Origin of the sequence: Bradyrhizobium stylosanthis, from assembly GCF_001641335.1 — a bacterium.
GTDB classification, from domain to species: domain Bacteria; phylum Pseudomonadota; class Alphaproteobacteria; order Rhizobiales; family Xanthobacteraceae; genus Bradyrhizobium; species Bradyrhizobium stylosanthis.
Window position 1 is genome coordinate 1,470,884 of record NZ_LVEM01000003.1, and the last position, 21,567, is coordinate 1,492,450.

At 59.1% G+C, this 21,567-nt stretch carries 15 protein-coding genes; 7 read left to right on the forward strand and 8 right to left on the reverse strand.

Translation table 11 applies throughout. From position 1 onward, the window contains the following. Positions 1-475: 475 nt before the first annotated feature. The 7 genes from cysD (at position 476) to A7X65_RS26465 (ending at position 11,258) form a co-directional block, all read left to right on the forward strand. Positions 476-1,396, forward strand: coding sequence for a sulfate adenylyltransferase subunit CysD (cysD, locus tag A7X65_RS26430; RefSeq protein ID WP_430643472.1), 921 nt, complete (start codon positions 476-478; stop codon positions 1,394-1,396). Positions 1,397-1,401: 5 nt separating this feature from the next. Further along, entirely contained in the window at positions 1,402-3,285 is a 1,884-nt protein-coding gene (gene cysN / locus A7X65_RS26435; protein WP_063690848.1) for a sulfate adenylyltransferase subunit CysN, read from the forward strand. Between the two features lie 1,174 nt (positions 3,286-4,459). Continuing rightward, a complete protein-coding gene (locus A7X65_RS26445) occupies positions 4,460-4,900 on the forward strand; it encodes a hypothetical protein (protein ID WP_245323859.1) in 441 nt (146 codons plus the stop codon). A 1,293-nt stretch (positions 4,901-6,193) separates the two neighbouring features. Further along, positions 6,194-7,708, forward strand: a complete 1,515-nt coding sequence (locus tag A7X65_RS26450; RefSeq protein ID WP_063690579.1) for an FAD-dependent oxidoreductase — start codon at positions 6,194-6,196, stop codon at positions 7,706-7,708. Positions 7,709-7,732: 24 nt separating this feature from the next. After that, positions 7,733-9,043, forward strand: a complete 1,311-nt coding sequence (locus A7X65_RS26455) for an aminotransferase class III-fold pyridoxal phosphate-dependent enzyme (protein WP_082885063.1) — start codon at positions 7,733-7,735, stop codon at positions 9,041-9,043. A gap of 29 nt (positions 9,044-9,072) precedes the next feature. Next, positions 9,073-10,014 carry a sulfotransferase family protein gene (locus tag A7X65_RS26460; protein WP_245323861.1) on the forward strand — a complete coding sequence of 314 codons (942 nt, stop codon included), beginning with the start codon at positions 9,073-9,075 and terminating at the stop codon, positions 10,012-10,014. Next, positions 10,011-11,258, forward strand: coding sequence for an MFS transporter (locus tag A7X65_RS26465; protein ID WP_082885064.1), 1,248 nt, complete (start codon positions 10,011-10,013; stop codon positions 11,256-11,258). The genes A7X65_RS26460 and A7X65_RS26465 overlap by 4 nt, the downstream gene beginning before the upstream one ends. 140 nt (positions 11,259-11,398) lie before the next feature. Here the strand turns inward: A7X65_RS26465 and A7X65_RS26470 are convergent, their stop codons facing one another. The 8 genes from A7X65_RS26470 to A7X65_RS26505 all read right to left on the reverse strand — a co-directional run bounded on the left by A7X65_RS26470 (position 11,399) and on the right by A7X65_RS26505 (position 21,299). After that, on the reverse strand, positions 11,399-11,908 hold the full coding sequence (locus A7X65_RS26470) for a hypothetical protein (protein WP_063690586.1): 510 nt from the start codon (positions 11,906-11,908) through the stop codon (positions 11,399-11,401). Positions 11,909-12,274: 366 nt separating this feature from the next. Continuing rightward, positions 12,275-12,712, reverse strand: a complete 438-nt coding sequence (locus A7X65_RS26475; protein ID WP_061849718.1) for a hypothetical protein — start codon at positions 12,710-12,712, stop codon at positions 12,275-12,277. 9 nt (positions 12,713-12,721) lie between these two features. Then, positions 12,722-14,728, reverse strand: a complete 2,007-nt coding sequence (locus tag A7X65_RS26480; protein WP_063690588.1) for a conjugal transfer protein TraG — start codon at positions 14,726-14,728, stop codon at positions 12,722-12,724. Between the two features lie 424 nt (positions 14,729-15,152). Continuing rightward, positions 15,153-16,865 carry an outer membrane beta-barrel protein gene (locus tag A7X65_RS26485; protein WP_082885065.1) on the reverse strand — a complete coding sequence of 571 codons (1,713 nt, stop codon included), beginning with the start codon at positions 16,863-16,865 and terminating at the stop codon, positions 15,153-15,155. Between the two features lie 557 nt (positions 16,866-17,422). Further along, positions 17,423-19,174 carry a relaxase/mobilization nuclease domain-containing protein gene (locus tag A7X65_RS26490; protein ID WP_063690591.1) on the reverse strand — a complete coding sequence of 584 codons (1,752 nt, stop codon included), beginning with the start codon at positions 19,172-19,174 and terminating at the stop codon, positions 17,423-17,425. Positions 19,175-19,421: 247 nt separating this feature from the next. Then, a complete protein-coding gene (locus A7X65_RS26495; protein ID WP_208608628.1) occupies positions 19,422-20,237 on the reverse strand; it encodes a lytic transglycosylase domain-containing protein in 816 nt (271 codons plus the stop codon). A 92-nt stretch (positions 20,238-20,329) separates the two neighbouring features. Beyond that, on the reverse strand, positions 20,330-20,806 hold the full coding sequence (locus A7X65_RS26500) for a S26 family signal peptidase (RefSeq protein ID WP_063690853.1): 477 nt from the start codon (positions 20,804-20,806) through the stop codon (positions 20,330-20,332). A 28-nt stretch (positions 20,807-20,834) separates the two neighbouring features. Beyond that, the gene (locus A7X65_RS26505; protein ID WP_063690593.1) at positions 20,835-21,299 is read right to left on the reverse strand and encodes a DUF2840 domain-containing protein; all 465 of its coding nucleotides are present in this window, start codon (positions 21,297-21,299) and stop codon (positions 20,835-20,837) included. Between the last annotated feature and the right edge of the window lie 268 nt (positions 21,300-21,567).

Consider the following 21,567-nt stretch of genomic DNA (forward strand, 5'->3'; position numbering starts at 1 on the left):
CACGTCATTGTGGTCGCGTCAGTCTGGTCGTAGGCGGTTTTTTGCCGGCTCCTCACTAGCTCTTGATTGGCGGCAAGGACGCCTGCAAGCGCGAAAGGCATGTAGATGATCATGCCTTCCCCTTCAGCAAGATGGACCGATCGCACTGCCCCCGCCCAGGCGCAACGGCTTTGCGCCACGGTTAGCTCGTTTGATGTTGAGACATCAACAAAAAATCGAACGATCGTCAGTCAGTCTGCGATCTCCAGTCCACGGCTCGTTCCCACAATTTTGTCCCCTTTGGGGATGGCGCCGCGGATCTCTGGCTTTGAATCGACCATCGATTACATTCCGCGGCGGAGCACACAATCCTGCTTCATCGAAGCTAAGCGATCACTGACCTCGTACAAAAGCCCTGAAATATGGCGTGAACACCGGCAGGGCAACTTCGTCGCTGGGGTATATCTCGAACATGTTCAATATGGACGCGAAGGTTATGATCAGATTGGAAACGCATACGCTGCCCCGCCATTTGCGTCGGCTCGAGGCCGAGACGATTGAAATCATGCGGGAAGCTGTCGCCGCGTTCAAAAGCCCGGTGATGCTCTATTCAATTGGTAAAGATTCGAGCGTCATGCTCCACCTGGCGATGAAGGCGTTCTATCCGGCGAAGCTGCCTTTTCCGTTGATGCATATTGATACGACGTGGAAATTCCGCGAAATGATTACCTTTCGCGACGAGACGGCAAAACGCATGGGGGTCGATCTGATCGTCCACGTGAACAAGGACGGCATCGCGCGCGGTATCAATCCTATCGATTCCGGCTCCGCGCTCCATACGCAGGTTATGAAGACCGACGCGCTCAAGCAGGCCCTTGACCTGTACGGATTCGATGCGGCATTCGGCGGGGCGCGGCGGGACGAGGAGAAAAGCCGCGCCAAGGAGCGCATATTTTCGTTCCGCTCGGTAGGACACGTCTGGGACCCGCGTAACCAACGGCCCGAACTTTGGAACCTGTTCAACACCCGCATTCGTCAAGGCGAAACCATGAGAGTGTTCGCGATGTCGAATTGGACGGAGCTCGAAATCTGGGAATACATCATGTTCGAGAAGATCCCCGTCGTGCCTCTCTACTTCGCAAGATGGCGACCGGTAGTGCATCGGGACGGTACCCTGATCATGGTGGACGACGAGCGGCTCCCGCTCTTGCAGAGCGAGACCCCGCAGATGCGGAGAATCCGCTTTCGTACACTTGGGTGCTACCCCCTGAGCGGCGCCATCGAATCGGAGGCGACCACGATCGAGGACATTGTCGCCGAAATGCAGGTTGCGACAGTTTCGGAGCGCCAGGGGCGCCTCATCGACACGGATGAGACAGCTTCAATGGAGAAGAAGAAACGAGAAGGATACTTTTGATGGATATGGAAGCCAGCCCGTGCGTCGGCGAGGCTGACAGCAAGGACCAATTGCGCTTCATCACCTGTGGCTCGGTCGATGACGGAAAATCAACGTTGATTGGCCGACTCCTGCACGACAGCAAGATGATCTATCAGGACCAGCTGCGTGCGCTTGCCCGGGACAGCGCCAAGCACGGTACAACGGGCGGCGACATAGACTTTGCCCTGCTTGTCGACGGTCTCGAGGCTGAGCGCCAACAAGGTATTACCATCGATGTCGCCCATCGGTTTTTCACCACGTCGCACCGATCATTCGTAGTCGCCGATACACCAGGCCACGAACAATATACACGCAATATGGCGACCGGCGCCTCCAACGCGCAGCTCGCGATCATCTTGATCGATGCGCGCAAAGGGGTCCTTGCGCAAACCAAGCGCCACTCCTTCATCTGCTCGCTGTTGGGTATCCGGCACGTCATGCTCGCCGTGAACAAGATAGATCTCGTTGACTACCGAAAGGATATCTTTGACGGCATCGTGAACGACTATGTCTCCTTTGCTTCGGAGCTCGGCTTTGCGTCGATCACTCCACTTCCGATCTCCGCCAGGTACGGCGACAACATCACCAAGCGATCCCGCAACACCGATTGGTATCAGGGCCAGTCCCTGCTTGATCACCTCGAAACTATCCACATAGAATCCGAGACGACGGATCTACCTTTCCGTTTTCCGGTACAGTGGGTGAACCGGCCAAGTCTGGATTTCCGAGGGTATGCGGGCACGATCGCCTCCGGGAGCATCTCGGTTGGTGATGAAATAATCGTCGCAGTCTCGGGGCTGAGCTCACGCGTCAAGCGGATTGTGACCTACGATGGTGACCTTGCGGTCGCCGGAGCGGGCGAAGCCGTGACGATCACGCTCGAGGATGAGATCGACGTCAGCCGCGGCGATGTCCTGGCGAGCCCGACCCACCGGCCTGAAATCGCCCATCAGTTTGCCGCTCATCTGATCTGGATGGACCAGGAGCCAATGGTGCCGGGTCGTTCCTATGCATTCCGGATTGGCACGCAATCGATCACTTCCGGCAGCATCAGCTGCATCAAATACAAGGTCGACGTCAACACACGCAAGCAGGTCGCGGCGACCACGTTGGGTCTTAATGAGATCGGCTTCTGCAATTTGGCTACTGTCCTGCCTGCAACGTTCGATCCCTACCGTATCAACCGGCGGACGGGATCGCTCATCGTAATCGACCTCTCTACCAACCGCACTGTTGGCGCGGGGATGATCGAATTCTCGCGCCGGCGCACGACCAACATCGTCCAGCAACCGCAGTCGATTGGGAAGCGGGAGCGTTCCGCGCTCATGCATCAGAAGCCGTGCGTCATCTGGTTCACCGGCCTTTCCGGCTCTGGCAAGTCGACGATTGCCAATATCGTCGACCAGAAGCTGTTCGCAATGTCGCATCACTCGATGCTGCTGGATGGCGACAACCTGCGTCAGGGGCTCAACCGTGATCTCGAGTTCACTGAGGAAGATCGCGTTGAGAATATTCGCCGTGCTGGCGAGGCGGCACGTCTGATGCTCGAAGCCGGACTGATCGTCATCTGCTCGTTCATTTCTCCCTACAAGGCTGACCGGAACATGGTGCGCAGTCTGGTCGGGAACCGCGAATTCGTCGAGGTCTTTGTGGACACCCCGATAGAAGAATGCATCCGACGCGACCCAAAGGGTCTTTATTCCAAGGCAAAGTCAGGCCAGATCAAGAACTTCACCGGCATCGATGCGCCGTACGAAGCGCCAAGCACGCCGGAACTCCATTTGAAGGCATCAGGCGAGCGCCCAGAACACTTGGCTGACCGGGTGCTAAATTGCCTCGCCGAACGAGGATTCATCACCCTGAGGTGATCGGAGAGAGCACTCACAAGGTCTGTCGACTCTACCAGATACTCTTTGACCCCGGGGTCGGGTCTCCAACACGCATGAAGCGCTTACCGGTTTGTAGTCGAGGACTGCTTCGCGCCGTCTGCCCGCCGCGGGCTCACTCGCGTGCGGTCGTCTGGGAAATCAGAGCAATACCCGACATTGGTAACCAATGTGGGGCGCTCGCCGCACGTCTCGCGACACTCCCAGCGACCAACATTGCGGCTCAAAATGAAGTGTGAGTAGTCCCCTTCACCCGCCCACAGTGCGATGACGTTACGGTTGTTGAGCAACGGTCGAGATATGCTGGGCTGACGCTTGCCACCGCTGGGATGAGCCGCTTGATCCCGAATAAGCCCGCTTGCCAACACGAGTATGAGTTGCCGGCGCACTCGTGTGAATTTCTAAGTTGACGAATTTTTCTTCCGGAATTCCGGGTTCGCGTCGGAATTGCACGCGACCAATGCCGACCGCCTAGCCCACCAGTAAAGCTTCGGCGGCTAAAGTCGCTCTCTCGGAACGCGATTGCATTCTGATCGTTCGAGGATGCTCGAGTCGCACCTAGGGTCAGATTGCAAGATTTTAGTCACGTAGCTCGACCCTACGTTGCGCAAGGGCCAAACATCCTTTTGGCCCGTCGATTGATCGACAGTCGCGGCCACGCAGGATCAACGCTTGTTGCGGTGGATTAGACATTAACGGCCAATATCATCCATTGACAGGTCGTCGGGAAAAGACTCTCGCGTAGTCAAAACGAGGTAACCTAGATCAATTCTTCGGCACCCGCATAGCTCTGCTTTGACTTCAATCAGGGCGGCGAAGGAAAGCAAGTGAATGTCTTCCGCGGTTGCGATTCCGCCCAGAGCGTCGCGCTTATGCCCCATTAGTTTGTGATGATGGTGAGTGACCCGCATGAGGGACGCCAATCGCGCGGCCGACATCGAGATCTCCTGTTTTGGACACCGAGGGCCGTGAAAGTGAACGATTCGACGAACATCGAAGATCCCGTTTCGGCGATGCCCGACGGCAGGGTCCTGGAAGTAACGACGACCACGGGCTGCGTCATCGGATGTTCTTATTGTCCGCAGGACCGATTTGCCGTTCGGCAACGTGCCGTGTCGCATGCAAAGCATCTTCGTTTTGAAGATTTCAAGAATGTTTGGCGCGCGTACCACCAACTGTCGATATCAGCTTCGCCGGCTATTCGGAACCCTGGCTCAATCCAGCTTGCACCGATATGGTTGAGCATGCCTCCGCATCAGGCCATGGCATCAGGATCTCGACGACGCTTATAGGCATGAACGGGCGGGATCTAAAACGACTGCAAGCTCTACATTTCCGGGTTTTCTTAGTCCATGTCGTCGATGACAGCACTTACATGAACAGCCGTCTCGTCAGAGGCAAGTATGTCGATTTGGTGCGTCAACTTGTCGGCGCAGACATTTCCTCGATGCTATTCATGGTCGTGGGCAACGTCCATCCTGATCTCGTCGAGATAATCCCCGAGAAAGCACTCGTTCGCTCACGCCCCCGCTGCGTCAGGCTTCAAAAGTTCATCCTAACATCGCTTAAGCAGGGCAGCCAATCGCGGGCGCAATGACATGTGCTGACGAACGATACCATCGCAATCTTCTTCTCCCTAACGGCGACGTCACTCTGTGTTGCATGAATTTTTGAGAGACGCCACGTTTTAGGCAATCTTCTCCGCGACGAATATCAAGATCTCTTCGAAGGTCCAACTTTTTGCGAAATTGCCGATCGCATGGCCGGAAAAGAAGGTTTTCTGCTTTGCTGGATGTGTGAATCTGCCGGATCGAAAGCAGTTGAGTGCTGATGTAGGCGTTTGGGCGAACCTCCGCGAAGCTAGGCACGGACCATTGGCTGTATCGTGCTGAGCTGGCCGCAATTCTTTGCCCGGCTCGGCGCATACCAACCGCTATGTCGCAAATTCATCAGGTGATCGACTATTGAATCGGTGATTGCGAAACATCGTTGTCCGCAAAGATTGACGTCATTTTGCAGAGTAACGGAAGACGCATCGCTTTGGGACGCTCACGGACGTCCACCACGCAGAGCAAACATTTTATGCGAGCGATTTGCATTGAAGCTTTCGGTCTCTTGGACGTCCTCCCCCTATTTGAAGGGGCAGTATGCGGCACGATCGTCACGCGGAGTTAGATCTGCGCTAATCGGAGCCCAGCAGTCGCAGGTTATCGACCTGACCCTGCTCTCACCCAATTGCCCAGGCCACAACAGAGCCTGCGTGCTTTGCTCCAACGGCACCGCAGGAGAAGACGACCCACCGCCGCTTCCCGATCTTCGGGCAATAGACTTGAAGTCGGCTCGCCAAAGCCAAACACGGCCAGAAAAGGCACACTGCAGCGCTGGAACAGCGTCGCAATGCAGCGCCAACGGCCATTCCCATTGCGAGTAGACGCGTCGCACTGAGGTACAGCTCACTTTTTTGCAGAAGCTGGAATGGGGGCCGATCCGAAATCACCCGGCATTCTAGCCTCGTGGTAAGCGCGTCGCAGTCATCCGCCCTTTTGAGGTGTTGCCCCCTGCGCCACTGTTTTAGGCTTCCATTTGAGAATGAGATGAGGGTCGAAGCGTCGCTGGAACCGAGGGCGCTCATCAGCACACCGCGTGCCCAGTGCTTCCGAGATACAGGTCTCTCATCGTTCATCCGGTCGCCGCTTCAGAGGTTCTTGAACATATTCATGCGATCGCGCGCAAGGGGCTTGAATCGTACGGAGCGTCATATTGTACGAGTCGCAAGGTAGGTCGCGAGGTCTGAGTCATGGTGGGTGGCAGTTTTCAAAGCCGTTTCGACCTATCCAAATGATGGACATCGTCATGATGAATGTCTGATGTTTTTGTCGTAGGTGGGACAATGACGTCCAACGCCGTTGATGTGTGCGTAGTCGGCAGTGGTGCCAGTGGCTCGATAGTTGCCCACGAGGTGGCCCGACATGGATTCCAGGTGCTCGTCCTCGAAGCAGGCCAGGAGCTTCCTGCGGGCGCTTCATTGAAGAGTGTCCAACGTGGTTTTGGTAACGCCCTGGTGCGCTCTCCGTCCGGGACACTGACCCCGCGAGGTCGTCCCTGGACCGTATCGGCACTGGGCGGCGGCATGACGCTGTACGCTGGCATCGCGTTCCGGTGTCGCACGGTCGACTTCGATGCACGAGCGCATGTTGCCGCGGACGCACTCGATCCCGTCTGGCCTTTCGATTACGGGGAACTGCGCCCCTATTACGAGGAGCTTGAGCGGCGGATAGGGATTGCCCGATTGGCGGGCGCTGATCCACTCGAGCCGCCCAGCGATCCCGGCCTGCTGCCGCCGCACGAATATAGCCTGCAGGGCACTCTGATCGCCAATGCGGGAGGACGCCTAGGCTGGTTGCCGTTCCCGACACCGCTCGCGATCAACTCGGTCCCCTACCGCGGTCAAGCGGCCTGTGACCGGTGTGGCCCGTGCAACGAACACCTCTGTCCAAGCGGCGCGCGCGCCGATGCGCGCTCGCCATTCACGGAGCGGTCGCTGCCACGTGGCGCCCTAACGATCGCCTCAGGCAGCAAGGCTGTGCATATCGGGCTTGGCAGCGTCAGCCGTGTCGCCTCAGTGGAGTGGCTTGACACTGTCATCCAACAACGCGCTCGGGTCCGCGCCCGGTGCGTAGTACTCGCTGGCAACGCGATTCAATCTGCCGCCTTGCTGCTAAGATCTGCGCAGCCCACAGCACCTCGCGGTATCGGAAACTGCACGGGCATGGTCGGTCGCGGCATCTGCTTCAAAATCAGCGGCTACGTGTCTGGCACCATCATGGCGGATCGCTTGCCGTCGCATCCGCCCGGTGGTCCGTTCTCGACCGTTGCGATGACCGATCACTACCTCGACGCGGACGCACCATCCGGCTTAGGCGGACTTCTATACGAAGCCAGTCCGGCGGAGCGCGCGGTCAGCGGCCGGAAACTTAAGTTAAGGGTGCATTTCCTTGCGGCCGATCAGCCCATGCGCAGCAACGCCGTACGATTATCGAACAGGCGCGATCGATTAGGTCTGCAGAAGATCATTCTCGAATACAGGACTCATCCACTGGATAAGAGCCGATTGGACTATTTGTCGCATCGCGCCTCGGACTTGCTTACCGAGGCGGGCGCGAAAAAGATCAGTTACACGGCTTCCAACTATCAATTCGGTAGTGGTCATCTGCATGGCGGCTGTCGAGCAGGGACTGATCCAAAGGAATCCGTGGTGGACCGGTGGGGTCGCGTGCACGATATCGACAATCTTTATGTCGCGGACGGTGGATTCTTCCCGTACCCCGGCGGCGTCAACCCCACCTTCACCATTCAGGCAAACGCGCTGCGGATCGCTCGCAGAATCGTCACACAGCTTGCCTGACAGGCCGTGACCGGAGGATTGTTGATGTTCAATAGCACCCTCAATGCCACATTGCCCGCGACGGAGACCCACAAATCCGCACTATGCCGCGCGTTGCGGGTCACTGCATCGGAAAAATGGGACCTCAATCGGCGTTTTCCCATCGTGATGAGCCGTGCCTGTGGTGCGTATGTCTGGGATGTTGAGGGAAGACAATACGTCGATCTCACCTCCTGCAGCGGGGCTGCGCCGCTGGGAGCCGGATATGAACCGGTCCTCGATCACGTGGCCCTAGAAATGCGCCGCACCGGCGGCATCGTGCCGGGGCCGTTGTCGGAGCATCGGGTCGAGCTGGCCGAACGGCTCGCCAAGGTATTTCCGCTTGCGCAACGCTCGATATTTTTCCGCACCGGCTCCTGCGCCACGACCGCCGCGGTCCGCTTGGCTCGCGCATACACCGATGTGAACCTGGTGCTGACCAGCGGATACCACGGCTGGCACGACTGGCACTTGCAGGACCGTCCCACGATGGGCCTACCCGATCGGGACCGCGACAGTGTCGATTTCCAATATGACCTGGAGCTGCTTGAGAGGTTTGCCCGCGCGCGGCGTCTCGCCGCGGTGATCGTCACACCCGAAGTCAACTTCTTCCCACCCGAATATCACCGGGAATTGCAGAATATGGTGCACCGCTACGGTGCCCTGCTCATCCTCGACGAAGTGATGACAGGGTTCCGCTACGGCCCCGGCGGCTATCATACCGCGATCGGGCTTGCGCCCGACCTGATCACATTCAGCAAGGGGCTTGCCAATGGCATGGCACTATCGGCAGTGGCTGGCCGCGCCGACGTGCTCAACGCAGCCGAAAAGACGTACCTCGGCAACACCTATCAGCGCGAGATCACGCCATTCGCGGCCGCGCTGAGCACTATGGACGCGCTGCGCGATGGCACCGCGCTCGCCCGGATGCGCTGTGTTGGCGAGCAACTCATCAGCGGCCTTAACGAAGTGTTCGCGAGCCAAGAGGTTCAAGCGCGCGCGTTCGCATGGCCAACCATGTTCGATGTCGTGTTTGCCACCCCTGACCTTGGTCACGCCTTCTTTCAGGAGATGTGGTCGCGCGGCTTCCTCATGCAGTACGGGGGCCGGTTCATGCCGTCCGCGGCGTTATCCGATGCCGACGTGCGGGCCGCGATTGAAGCCGTCGGTCACGCCCTGCTGGCCGCCAAGAGGCGCACGGAGAGCACGGGCGGCGATCCGGATCCGATCGCCGCCGCGGTGCGGTTTGCGGGTGATCACTTCGTTGCCACGCCGGATACCGTCCGGCGTTGGTTCAACGCGTCGAGCCGCCCATGAACGCCAGCAGTCGAACGGGGGACACTCCCATGGCCGCGGCCGACGGGTTCTCTACCTCGCCAGTTCTGCTCGGCGGCGAAAACCGATCCGGTACCACATTGCTGAGCGTCGTTTTGAATTCTCATGCCGATCTGGTGGTGGGACCGGAGATCGACTTCCTGGAACCGTTGAACCTCGGCTCGCACATTCTGGAAGCGACCGATCTTCTCGACGCTAATGATCCCCGACTCACGGGCGAGACCAAAAGCTTGATCGACCCGTTCTGGTATGATGGCGCGCACTTCGTCGTGCAATGCCAGCGGTTCGGCCTGTCCTTCGATGACGTGCGCAAGCTCGTCACCAAGGTGATGGACGAGACAGCCGGGGACATCGTTTCATTCGCCGACAGATGCAGGCTGATTAATGAGATCGGTGAGTTTCGAAGGGGACAAGCAGCGGCAAGGCGCTGGGGACTGAAGCTGCAACGCAAGATCACCCAAATCGACGTCTTCGCGCAGTTGTGGCCGCATGCGCATTTCGTCCACATTGTACGGGACGGGCGCGACCTTGCCGCCTCGCATTTGAAAACGGTACCGGACTGGGGTTACCAGACCGTGGCAGACGCTGCGCAAGGCTGGCTTGAAGTCGTATCGCGGCCTCATCTCCTCGCGCCACCGGAGCGTTATCTTGAGGTGCGCTATGAGGATCTGGTCACTCACCCCCGCCCCAGCCTTAAGCAGATTTTGGATCACCTGCAGCTCCCCTGGGATGAAGCCGTTCTACGGCATGCCGAACACGAGCACGCACTGTTCGAGCGTCCGAACGGCCACCCGGCAGCGGAGTCCGCGAGCAAACCGCTGCACGCCGGCCGCCTTGGTCGCTTCAGGCAGGATCTGACGCTCACGGAAGTCGCGGAATTCGAGCGGATCGCCGGCGGCGAATTGGCGCGGTTGGGCTATCTATCGGCCTCGACCCCGGCGATCGAGGCATGAATCCCACCGATATCTCTACCCCGCCTCGCGGATTGCCGCGCGGATACTTAGCGCTGCTCGTTGGACGTACGGTGTCGGAATTGGGATCCGAAGTGACCGTTATGGCGCTGCCGCTGACGGCGATCACCCTACTGGGAGCGGGTCCTGCGCAGACGGGGTTGCTGCTCGCCTGCGGCCGGGCGCCGTACCTCATCATTGGCCTGCTTGCCGGGGTGATCGTGGATCGCCTCCCACACCGATGCATTCTTTTGACCGCCAATTTAGTGATGGCAGTAACGCTCGCAACGATACCGCTGCTCGCCAGCCTTGGCCAGCTTGGAATGGTCCAACTGTATATGGCAACCACGCTTGTCGGAACGGCTGCGGTGATCGGCGAGGTCGCCTATCTGGCGTGCGTGCCAACGGTCGTGGATCGTGCTCGACTCGTCAGAGCGCAGAGTTCTTGGCAACTCAGCAGATCTTGCGTGGTGACCGTCGGTCCATTCCTGGCAGGCTGGCTGGTCAGCGCGTTCTCTGCGCCGACCGCAATTCTAGTCGACTCGGCCTCCTTCGTAGTGGCCGCCGTCTTGCTGCCGCTGCTGCCGGCACGCGCGGCCGAACGGTCCGCAACTGGATCGAGCTCGGTCGTCGTCCAGATCGCGGAAGGACTGACGGCTGTATTTGGCAACCCGATCCTGCGGGCGGTTACGTTGGCGACTGGCAGCTTCATCTTCTGCTACAACGCCTACTCTGCGGTTTTTCTGCTTTACCTAACCCAACATATTGGTTTGGACGGCTGGACGACGGGCTTGGTTCTCAGCATCGGCGCGATAGGTGGCATCCTGGGCGCAGTCACCGCAGCCTGGGCCGGCCGTGCCATTGGCCTTGGGCCGGTCTTGATGGCCACCTTGGCGCTTAGCGCCGCAGGCATGACCCTATCTGCGCTGTTCACAGAGCCGCGATCGGTGGCACTCGTTTGCGTGGCCCTGTCCCAGTTCGTGCTGTCGTTTGGTCAAGAGATCTACAACGTGCATCAAGTCTCCGTTCGATACGCGCTAGCTCCGCCTCGGGTGCTGGGCCGCGTCAACGCGAGCATTCGGAGCTTGGTGTGGGGACTTGCGCCGATGGGCGCGCTACTTGGCGGTGCGGTCGGCGCCGGACCTGGACTGCGCACTGCGCTATTGGCCAGCAGCTTGCTCGGCGTCGCCTCCTTGCTGTGGATCTGGCTATCGCCCCTGCGCCGCACTCACAGCTTGCATCTGTGATGCCAGGGATTGAGCGGCGACTGCGTGTGAAGTCAACGCGCTCGGGGCCTCGAGCTACGGGCATACTCCCGAGAATGTTGGATTGTCGGCGGAACTGACCTGGTCCCAATCCACCATAGGAGTTGGCCAATAAAGGCGAGTCACTTCCGTTGAGCAGCTTCCGGCCAACCTGTGAACTCCATCTCAAATCGGCGAGAACCGACGGGCTTGGTCGTGAATTTCACTGTCTTTCCCGACAGAGCCGCCAAAGAGCCGGATGCGAACTTAAACACGGTCTTACCGGAAGCAGCGATGCCGACGGCCCTGTTGTCTTCCATGACCGAGGAGCCGTCCCCCTCCAAGAGCTGACCAACCGCATATCCTCCGAGCGCGCGGTGAACGTCGAGAGAGGCCAAGTACGTGCCCTTCTCACTGTCCCACTCGCTGACCGATATCGCCGTGATGCCAGCGTCCCTCAACAGCCCATCTGCGACGCGGCAGGTGTATTGAAGGCTGACAATGACGTGCCCATTCCGATCACCTACCGGCTCTCGATCGGTTCCGTCTATGGTGCAGTCGTAGCGCCGGACTGGGTCCGTGGGCGTAACTTCGGTCAGCCCGAGCAAACCGAAAGTAGAACATAGTACAATAATGCGAAACGGTGGCTTCATTTGCCGTGCTCTCGCGGACATGCCTTCGCAGACCTGTACAACTTGACGCAACGACCGATTCAAGCTTCTTCGATGTCTCGCCGCGTGGGTGCTACCCACGCCGGCCTCGGTCATTTTCGGCGATAGGGCGGCCGAGACGCACGGAGATTACTAGCTGCAGCGAAAGTTTGATGCTGCAACCAGCAGGAGAGCCTCGATCAAAGGATTTGCGCAGACTAGAGCGCGATGAGATTGGTAGGAATCGTCATCGCGCTTTGGCTTGTTGTTTGAGCATAATCTCCGCTCAAACGCCGTCCCCGTTTGTCGCGAGGGAAACGCTCTGCTTTTCAGGATCACGCTCTAAAAAGGAAAGAAAGGAGCCCGAACTTAGGCGGGATCGGACTTCTCCAGCCCCTCTTCGCGCGGCTCTACGTCCGAGCTAAGCTCCTTTGCCAGGCTGTGTCCCTTCGCCAGGCGACGGCCCAATGCTTCAACAAACGAATCATAGCGCTCGCGTCCTTTCGCCTGGGCTGCTGGTTGCGCCGTGTCAGGCAAAGGCGGGGTCGCGGTGAGCCAAAACCGGACAAACAGGGCGAGCGCTTCGTTCGAAATCGTAGCGTGGCGCTCGAGCCGCTCGAGCTGGCGGGTCAGGCGGTCCAAACGCCGGCTGAGCGCTGCCTCCATTCGCTCCGAATTGTCTGGCGATAGGAACGTAGATAGCGCCGTCTCCACAACGAGCGCCTGAGCCACCCGCTTGCGGTTGGCATAGTCAGCAAGCTGAACAGCGAGGTCCGGCGGCAGACGAAACGTATGCTTGGTGCGCATGCCCTCAGCTCAGAGATCGAGACCGTCACCGGGATCCATTGCGGCTTGACGCGCAAGACTAGAAGCATGTTTGCGAAGAATGCCGGCGCGCTGGACCTCATCGTCACCTTCCTCATCGGCAAAATCGAACTCTGCCCTTTCCGTGCTGCGGTCCACCTCCACCTCTTCGTGCTGGCCGAGCTCCGGTTCGCGCCTAATGCCGCCATTAGCAGGATCACTGCTGGACGTCGTGGGCTGGTTGTCAGCGGACCGCTCCTGTTTGGCCGGCGGGGCGGCAGGCAAAGGCAGCTTGCTCCAATCGTCGTGAGGAGATTTCATGCCATCTTCGCTGTTGCCGGGCCGAGCTGGAGGGAGTACCCGTTCACGCAGTCGGGGATCTTCGTAATAGCGCGCCTTCTTGGCTCGGATCGGCGGACAGCCCGAGACCAATACGAGTTCATCGTCCGACGGCAACTGCATGACCTCACCGGGTGTTAGAAGGGGTCGCGCCGTTTCTTGCCTGGACACCATCAGGTGCCCCAGCCAAGGGCTTAACCTGTGACCAGCATAATTTTTCATGGCGCGCAGTTCGGTTGCCATTCCGAGGGCCTCTGAGACCCGTCTTGCGGTTCGCTCGTCGTTCGTTGCGAATGCGACGCGGACATGGCAGTTATCGAGAATGGAATTATTTGGGCCGTACGCCTTTTCGACCTGATTTAGGGATTGGGCGATTAAGAAGCTCTTCAGGCCATACCCCGCCATGAACGCTAGCGCCGATTCGAAGAAGTCGAGCCGGCCCAAAGCAGGGAACTCGTCAAGCATCAGCAGCACGCGATGCCGGCGCGCCTCCGCGTGGAGATCTTCCGTGAGCCGCCGTCCGATCTGGTTGAGAATCAACCGCACAAGCGGCTTGGTTCGGCTGATATCCGAGGGCGGCACGACGAGATAGAGCGTTGTCGGTCGCTTCGCCTCCACGAGATCGCGAATACGCCAATCACTGCAGCGCGTGACCCGCGCCACCACGGGATCGCGGTACAGCCCGAGGAAAGACATGGCAGTCGAAAGCACTCCGGAGCGCTCATTTTCGCTCTTGTTCAGGAGCTCGCGCGCTGCGGACGCAATAACGGGATGCGGACCGGCATCGCCGAGGTGCGGCGTTGTCATCATCGCGCGCAGCGTCGCCTCGATGGGACGCTTGGGGTCCGAAAGGAAGTTGGCGACGCCCGCCAAGGTCTTGTCCGGCTCGGCGTAAAGCACGTGCAGGATGCCGCCGACCAGCAGCGAGTGGCTTGTCTTTTCCCAGTGACTGCGTCGTTCGAGTGCTCCTTCCGGGTCCACCAGGACGTCCGCGATGTTCTGGACATCTCGAACCTCCCATTCTCCCCGACGGACCTCAAGCAGTGGGTTGTAAGCCGCAGAGTTTCGGTTCGTCGGGTCGAATAGCAGCACACGTCCATGCGCAGAGCGAAAACCGGACGTCAGGGTCCAGTTCTCGCCCTTGATGTCGTGGACAACGCAACTACCCGGCCAAGTCAGGAGGGTAGGAACGACGAGGCCGACGCCCTTACCCGACCGCGTCGGCGCAAAGCAGAGTACGTGCTCGGGCCCATTGTGCCTGAGATACTTGTGATCAGACCGCCCGAGTATGACGCCATCCGGCCCAGTAAGCTCCGCTGATCGAAGTTCGGTAGCAAGCGCCCAGCGCGCAGAGCCGTAGGTTGCGGCGGTCTTCGCCTCTTGGGCTCGCCAGACCGACATGCCAAATGCAACTATGATCGAAATGAAGCCGCCCGATGCCGCGATGCAGGCTCCTTCAATAAATATTGTGGGCGCATAGGCATCGTAGGCGTACCACCACCAGAAAAACGCCGGCGGCAGGTAGACGGGCTTCCCAGGCCCGAGCTCAAACCAGGGGCGCCCGAGCTGGGCCTGGAATCCGAGTTTCCAAGCAACCCACTCCGTCGCCGCCCAGGTGGTCATGAGCACGATGGCAAGGACAAGCGTGATTTGGCCCCAAAGGACCTTCGTCGAAGACATGATAAGCGTCGATCAAGCCCTGCCAGGCCTGACCCACAACGTTAAAGTTGCACAAGCGTAGAAATGGCGGATCTAGCGTAAGTGCAGTACGATCTTGACTACCTGGAGAGACTTAACGGAGCAAGCGACGCGCAAACCGCGGTTGCTACCTCCAATATCGTCGAGCGGCATTTTATCAGGCCGGCTTATGAGGCCGACATGCATTGAGGATGCAGCGGAGCGCAATGCAGGATGGCCAAAGCACATCATTCAGGCCGCCCGCAGCGTCCCGTCTTCCGTCGAAGGCCGAGGCAAGCTTTCGAGTTTGACTGACCCAAAAGCTTGCAGCTTGCGACCTCCCAATGACCCGAACCACGGAACATGCGCTTTCGCCGTTCATGGTCGCCCTACAGTCGGCTCAATGCTCAGGGAAGAGCGAATAGTTTCAGTGAAACTTATAGGAAGCCTGCAAGAACGTGCCCCATCGTTCCATGTGAAAGCCTGCAGGAAAGGGCCCAGAGGTCACAGGATGGCTGCGCGCCTGCTCGGCTTGGGTGGCGAATTGCTCACTATCTCTCGGACTCCACATCGCCCAGTAACGGCCGCCGACGCCGACGCTGAAATTGCTCGTTATGAAGTACGATAAGATGCCTTCTATTTGTACCCCATGGCCGCCGCTCCCGCGATGATCGATGAAGGTCGTGAAGTCTCGCAGGAGATGGTTATCGCGCCCTTGGAAATCCGTCCAGGGCAGGTATGCGACATCGGCGCTCAAGCGCCAGCGATCGAGCAACATGGTCTCAGCGTTAAGGCCGATACGCACTGCATTCCAGTTGGTGTCTTGGCTGCCCATCGTCCTTTTATCGTCCGGCGCGAGACATGGAAGCGAAGCGATCGTAACACATCCTATCGAGTCAGACTTTTGGCCATAATAGGTCCAGCCGGCGAATCCACCGATCTTGTATGTGCTACCCCGCAGGAAATCATAACCGGCATCGACCGTGTAGTACATGAACCTTCCGTTCGCCTGACCCGATCTCGTGTTGGTATAGGCCATGGAATTTCCTAAGCCCCAATCCTCATCATTCATAATCCCGCTACTAAAGCGCCCCAAACCAATATTGCCCTTCAGGAAGATTCCCCAGGGGCTGTCAAGTCGTTCGAACAACTCACCGGAAATCCCATCCAGCTTGTGATAGGTCAGCCTCGACACTAGACGATCGGGCGGACCATTTTCCCATTGAAATTTTCCCCGACTCAGCCAGAGCCGTGTGCCGCTTTCTAGCGACCAGCCGGTCGTGAAGGGAATTTCCGGCGCGCCAAAGGTCGGCTCTATCGGGTAAAGCGGCGTATCGGACCATCGCGCCGCCCCTGGGGCGGCATCAAAATGGTAGTTCAGAGCGACCTTGCCGATGTGATAGCCGCTGGACATGTTAGTGACGCTAGCTGGGACCGTTGCAAAGGGCGGATATTGTAGCGTCGGAGGGGTTGCCACGCTTGGTCCGCCGAACCTCAGATAATCATATCCGATATTGACCGACCATGCGGGCGTGAGCGCGTGCTCGACACCTGCGCCGATGAGACCCCCGATACGATTATAGTCGAAATGGGTTGCATTCTGTGGCGCCCATCCAGACGGGTAAGTCTCGCTATAAAATTCGTTACCGTTGGCTATATCGCCGCGATTGTGTTGCCAGGCCACACCTGCTCTGAGATAGGCAAGCGTGTGACCCTGCGGGCCAAACGTATAACCCAGCCGGCCGGTCCCGGTGACGAAGACGTCCGGACCTGCGTTGCAGTTTGCACTCACGACAATACCGGAGGCGGCAAGACAGGTGTTTGCGCCGTCCGAGATGACGCCGCTGGCATTCAGTTCAAGGCCAAAAACCCAGCGATCCCTCTGCCAATTGTAGCCGATCTGCCCTCCTGCGAGGAATAACGGAGTATCGACCACGTCGCCATAGATCGAGGGACCGTAGGGATTACTAAATGATGTCCGGCCGTACCCCCCGCCGACGTGCCCACCAAAATAGCCTCCGGTCCAGCTCCATACTGCAGGCGGGACCTTTACTGCCGGCTTAAAATCTGCCGAATTGACGACCCCGTTTGCAACGAGCGCAGCTGTTGCGATCCCCCAAAACAAGAACTCAGATCTCATATCACCTCACGAACACACGAGCATGCGCCATCTTGCAACGAAGGCCGAATGACCGACGTTGTCGCGCTGCTTCCACGCGGCGTGTATTTGTGCAGGATCTAGGCCATCGGACGTGGCGCGCATTCCCTGCAGTTGCTCGTTAGTGATGTCGCATTCGCAACAAGACCGACGATCTTTGAAAGACGCCCGTGTCTGATGTCGGTCATGACGTCCACGCTTCACGCTTGACATACAGCGGATGGATAAGTGACGCTCGTTTGGGGCTGCGTCGTCCTTCCCCGCTCTCACGAACGAGCTGTGAACGCGTTGGGGTAATCTCAGAGCGGCACCACCGACAGTTCCGGGGATTGGTTAAAGTACGGCCCCGAAAAGTGACTTCTGGCGAAGTTTCTGTCGTCCGGTTTTCGGCGTCAGCCGTCACAGCGCGGCTTGTACCATCGATCTCTTCTGGAGCCGCGACTTGGCCTGAAAGGCATACCAGCAAAGGAGCAGACGGGACCATGATCTGTCTATCGAGCATTGCTCTTTCCTGAGACCATTGAGCCCGCCCCTTCAGGCTATATTCCCAATCCTCGCTTACGGCCGACATTCCAATCGACTCTGCCGCCAGGCAACATAATGCCAGATACCTGCTTTCCGAGATGCTGTTCCAAAGCCGGCCGCCAAGGCACCAGCTCAAAACCGAGCCCATCGTCGATCATAGCGAAACGCCCGGAGGCAAGCGTTACGCGCTGACGGTAGATGCCGGTCACTTGATCGCCCTCAGTTACGGGCTGATAGATAAGTCCTGAGTCGGTAGAAAGCTTTGCAGTAGCGGCTTGCAGCTCGCGCTGCTGCAAGGCAGCGAGCAAGTCGCGCGCAAACACAATGCGCCGTCCGGACCGCTGCACAAGGCCTTGGCCAGCGAGGTGATCGAGGCGCGCATCCATTGCGGACCGGACCTCGGCCCCGAAGCCGCCCCCTCTGAGCGACGGATTTTTGGCGAGAAGCTGGCGGTCGAGCCAGGTCGCACCGTTCGCGCTCACCTGCTCCTCGATCGAGAGGTCTGAGCGAACCGCGAGCGACATTCGCGGCTTTCCACTCGCATCAGTATAGGTGCGCAACTCGACGATAGCGCCGGCCGGCGCATCGCCAGTAAATTCGAGGTCGCCGAACCGCAGATGATGGGTTCGACCATCGAGGCCCGCGACGATCGCATAAGCGGTCCCCTTCAGCTCATCATCCAGACCACGTTGAACCAGGCGGCCAAGGACCGGATCGGTGGGTTCTTCTCCGTGCAGGGCAAAGGTGGCGATGTCCGGCTCCCGCCCCCCAGCACTCATCGCCCGATGCATGGTCTTGATGATGTCGCCGCGCATGCCGAGCTGACGAAGGGTCTGCTCCAGCCCTGGTTTTAAGGTCCAGCAGGCGGGACCTGTGGATTCGGCAAGGCCGAGACGTTCAAGCTTGGCCGCCCTGCCGAGCAGCAGGGGGCGCAGTTCAGGATCCTCACCCTTCCCTTCCGGCCTGAGGTCCGCCACACCGGCGCAATCATCACAGATCTCACGCAGCGCTCGGTCAAGGCTGGTCCAGCGCTCAGCCTCGACCTCCCGTTCGAGGCCGGCGCGAACCTCCTGTTCGCTCCGGGGTCTAAGCTCAAGGGTGATGCGGTGGGCGGCACGATCGCGCAAACCGCGGCTGATGTACTCGCGGCTGATCACAAGATCCTGTCCGTCATCGGCACGGTCGCGAATTAACAGATGGACATGCGGGTTGTCCGTATTCCAGTGATCGACTGCAATCCAGTCGAGCTTGGTCGCGAGATCTTTTTCGACATCGCGCAGAAGCTCGCGCGTAAATGCCTTCAGGTCACCAAGCGCCGCGCCGTCCTCAGGCGAGATAATGAACCGGAAATGGTGACGGTCACTCTCGCAGCGCTCGGCAAAACCCCGCTCGTCGGCTGCGTCAGAGGTGGCGTCAAACATCGAGGCGTTCCGGCCATCCCGCGTAACGCCCTCACGCTTAAGATAAGCGACATGCTTAGATAGCGGCGCAGAGCGGAAACGCGCTCCCCGATGGCGCACCACACGCGCCTTTGTGACCACGCGCCGGGCATTCGAGCGCAAGCGGATCGCGATTGCCGCACGCCGGCCCCGGCCGAAGCGGGAGCGGCTGCGGTCCGGGCCTGAGCGGAAGCTGTTGCCAACGTGCCCCGCTCTCTTAGCGGCACGCATGACCTGCCCGACGAATGTCTGTGGCCGCCTTGCACCACGGTTACCGTGGTCAATGCGCCCGGGCCTGACGCGTATGTCATCGTCCCGCATTGTCATGGCGCAAAAGAGCCTCGTGCGGCTGAGAGATGGCGCAGTCGAGATTGATTTCGTTCGGGTAATTTGCAGAAGCGATGGCAGGAGCAGTTGCGCTGACAGCAAATTGCCCAATCCATCCAACCACCAACGGCCGGACCGACAGCCGGCCTTTTCCCTTGCCATCCGCGGTCGGTTAGTCCCTGCAAGTTCCCTAGCCCCCTCCAACTCACGACAAACTTCGACAACGCGCGACGAAATGCGATTGCGATCATCGGGACTCCGTTTGCGTCGATCGCTCCACAAAAAGCTGGGCAGCGCTTGGTACGAGCGAGAGCCCGCCCATGTTCGGGAATTCTTTCGGACTGTTCATTGGACGCCGAGCGGGTGTCGATCTGGCATGAGCCGACGAGCCGGAGCGGTCAAAGAATAATGCTGCCTGCCGCCACGGAACGGCACTTGGGATCGCCAAAGTCGCGGGCTCGGGCTGTTTGATGCCGATCAACTCTACGAGCCTGGCAACAAAGATTTTTGTCTCGTCAGGCAGGGGCCGCCCCGTTGCCAGATAGGCCTCGTAGCGCTTTGGACCCGCGTTGTAAGCTGCGAGAAAACCCTGCGATCCAAACCGGTCGAGCATCTCGCGAAGGTAGGCCGTGCCTGCGAGAATGTTGTCGTGCGGGTCAAAGGGATCGACACCGAGATTGTAGCGAGTACTTAGCTCGACCCAAGTCTGGGGCATGATTTGCATCAGGCCCAACGCGCCCCGGGAGGAAATGGCGCCCACATTGCCGCCGCTCTCGACTTGCAACACAGCCCGAATCCAGTGTTCTGGGACCGCAAATCGGCGAGAGGCTTCAGTCAAGGATGCAGTGTATAAGTCCGCATGTGGAGAGCTCGGCGAGTGCAGGCTGACAGCCGGTATTACCGGCTCAGCCGAAGTGTACGACGGCAATTGGAGAACCAGCACAGCTCCGATCAGGCGGGCCGCCATTGCATACATTATAGCGCAGGTGCTTGCGCTCGAGCTCACTGTGGGTAGCTGGTTCCGCCGCTGAATGTGAGGAGATCGCCGACACGCGCTGGGCATGATCGTCTTTAGAAATCTCGCCGTGATGAAGCAGGAGGACTGCGATCTATCGACCTGCGAAACTGCGTATCGACGAACCCGGCCGAGCAAGATCAGTCCCTCTCTGTCCACACGGGCAGGGCTTCTCCGATGACGGCGGATGCCGGAAGTGGCCCGAAGTACCGCCCATCGAGCGAGCCGGCCGACTGCCGGTTCATGAGAAAGACTTCATCCGGCGCTATGAGGCGGCATCCGCGCCAGACCGGCAGCGGCCGGCCACGTGTGTCGCGTTCCCGCGCCAGCCCCATCTCAATGTTATCGACGGAAAGGGCGAAGCCATTTCTGCAAACGGTTTGTCCGGGCAACGCCAGGACGCGCTTGAGCATGGGAACACCGGTCGGCAGATAGCCGTTCAAGTCCAGGAAGCTCGAAAGTGGTTCGGGCGGCCGAACGGCCACAAGCTCAGCGACAGTCAATCCTTGCGTTGGCTGTAGACGATAGAGGCCAATCGGGACGCTCTCAGAAGCGTTCCAGATGTAGCATGGCACGGCTTCTGTGCCGGACCTTGATGCGAGAGCACCGATCCGCAGATCGCCAAAATAATCGTCAGCCGGCCCATCAGAGCCCTCGCTTTCGACGGCGGAGCCACGCCTGATGGCGCGCCTGAGTGTAGGCCCGCGGGTTTTCGCTGACAGAGAGACGGTTGTGAACATGATGCCAGTAATCCGGCGCAGCATCAGCAGGATTGATGCCAAGTGCCTCCACCGCGTCGACCAATTGCAGCGCGCGCTCGACTTTCGTCCATCCGGACAATCGCAGCAGGCTCTCTCCGCCGGGCATGACCCAGGGGACAGTTGAATATCGCTGCCGTGATGACGCGGCGCGTAAAATGTCGATGCGGGACAGAACTGTTCCAAACTCATTAGATGTCCAACGCACGAAAGCGAAAATGCTACCGCTCTCGAACGAAAGAACGCGGCGGTGACGGTCAATGATCCTTTCAGATACCGGCCGGCCGAAGCGAATGCGACTCTCGATCCGTCCCTTCACCCACAAGAGTTCAACGGTTGTGAGATCGCTCATATGACGTCTCCTCTGTTCAGAGACGTCTCTTGACCGCCCCAAACGCCGCTTAGCCTTCGCAAAACGGTAGCAACGAGATTGGCAGCGGCGAAACGGTTTTGATGAAAGGTCGAAAGGGGCCGTTGAGCAGGCGTTGCGACGGTCGCGTTGCCGATCGGAGACGAAAAGCCCTGATCCGTTAGCAGGAATCCGAAGAATTCAAATTTGGCAGATTTACGGGCGCGAAAAGCGATTGCACGATAGAACGTCAATAGTGAATTTTGTCCGC

Excerpts from the sequence above, each read along its gene's own strand:
- A7X65_RS26460 (WP_245323861.1), top strand. The coding sequence starts at position 9,073 with ATGGCCGCGGCCGACGGGTTCTCTACCTCGCCAGTTCTGCTCGGCGGC.
- A7X65_RS26485 (WP_082885065.1), bottom strand. The coding sequence starts at position 16,865 with ATGAGATCTGAGTTCTTGTTTTGGGGGATCGCAACAGCTGCGCTCGTT.
- cysD (WP_430643472.1), top strand. The coding sequence starts at position 476 with ATGATCAGATTGGAAACGCATACGCTGCCCCGCCATTTGCGTCGGCTC.
- A7X65_RS26465 (WP_082885064.1), top strand. The coding sequence starts at position 10,011 with ATGAATCCCACCGATATCTCTACCCCGCCTCGCGGATTGCCGCGCGGA.
- A7X65_RS26470 (WP_063690586.1), bottom strand. The coding sequence starts at position 11,908 with ATGAAGCCACCGTTTCGCATTATTGTACTATGTTCTACTTTCGGTTTG.
- A7X65_RS26475 (WP_061849718.1), bottom strand. The coding sequence starts at position 12,712 with ATGCGCACCAAGCATACGTTTCGTCTGCCGCCGGACCTCGCTGTTCAG.
- A7X65_RS26450 (WP_063690579.1), top strand. The coding sequence starts at position 6,194 with ATGACGTCCAACGCCGTTGATGTGTGCGTAGTCGGCAGTGGTGCCAGT.
- A7X65_RS26495 (WP_208608628.1), bottom strand. The coding sequence starts at position 20,237 with ATGCCCAGCGCGTGTCGGCGATCTCCTCACATTCAGCGGCGGAACCAG.
- A7X65_RS26490 (WP_063690591.1), bottom strand. The coding sequence starts at position 19,174 with ATGACAATGCGGGACGATGACATACGCGTCAGGCCCGGGCGCATTGAC.
- A7X65_RS26480 (WP_063690588.1), bottom strand. The coding sequence starts at position 14,728 with ATGTCTTCGACGAAGGTCCTTTGGGGCCAAATCACGCTTGTCCTTGCC.
- cysN (WP_063690848.1), top strand. The coding sequence starts at position 1,402 with ATGGAAGCCAGCCCGTGCGTCGGCGAGGCTGACAGCAAGGACCAATTG.
- A7X65_RS26455 (WP_082885063.1), top strand. The coding sequence starts at position 7,733 with ATGTTCAATAGCACCCTCAATGCCACATTGCCCGCGACGGAGACCCAC.
- A7X65_RS26505 (WP_063690593.1), bottom strand. The coding sequence starts at position 21,299 with ATGAGCGATCTCACAACCGTTGAACTCTTGTGGGTGAAGGGACGGATC.